This window comes from Streptomyces endophyticus (assembly GCF_035798155.1).
Classification (GTDB): domain Bacteria; phylum Actinomycetota; class Actinomycetes; order Streptomycetales; family Streptomycetaceae; genus Streptomyces; species Streptomyces endophyticus.
Genome location: NZ_JAOZYC010000081.1, coordinates 1 through 560 on the forward strand (window position 1 = coordinate 1; position 560 = coordinate 560).

At 67.7% G+C, this 560-nt stretch carries 1 protein-coding gene; it reads right to left on the bottom strand.

Annotated elements, in window-relative coordinates; translation table 11 throughout:
- Positions 1-560: slipin family protein (locus OKJ99_RS10135; RefSeq protein ID WP_326015539.1), on the bottom strand; the 560-nt coding region annotated here is incomplete at both ends.

Sequence of the window (560 nt, forward strand, 5' to 3'; positions counted from 1 at the left end):
AGGAAGCGCAGCAGCTCGACCGGGAAGGGCAGCACCAGCGTGGAGTTCTTCTCGGCCGCGACCGCCACCACGGTCTGCAACAGCCGGAGTTGGAGCGCGGCCGGCTGGTCGGACATCACACCCGCCGCCTCGGCGAGCTTCTTCGACGCCTGGAGCTCGGCGTCGGCGTTGATGACACGCGCCCTGCGCTCCCGGTCGGCCTCGGCCTGCCGGGCCATCGAGCGCTTCATGGTCTCGGGCAGCGACACGTCCTTGATCTCGACGCGGTCGATCTGCACACCCCAGCCCACGGCCGGGCTGTCGATCATCAGCTCCAGGCCCTGGTTGAGCTTCTCGCGGTTCGACAGGAGATCGTCGAGGTCGCTCTTGCCGATGATGGAGCGCAGCGAGGTCTGCGCCATCTGGGAGACGGCGAACCGGTAGTCCTCGACCTGCACGACGGCCTCGGCCGCGTCGACCACCTTGAAGTAGATGACGGCGTCCACCCGCACCGTGACGTTGTCCCGCGTGATGCCGTCCTGCGCGGGCACCGGCATCGTCACGATCTGCATGTTGACCTT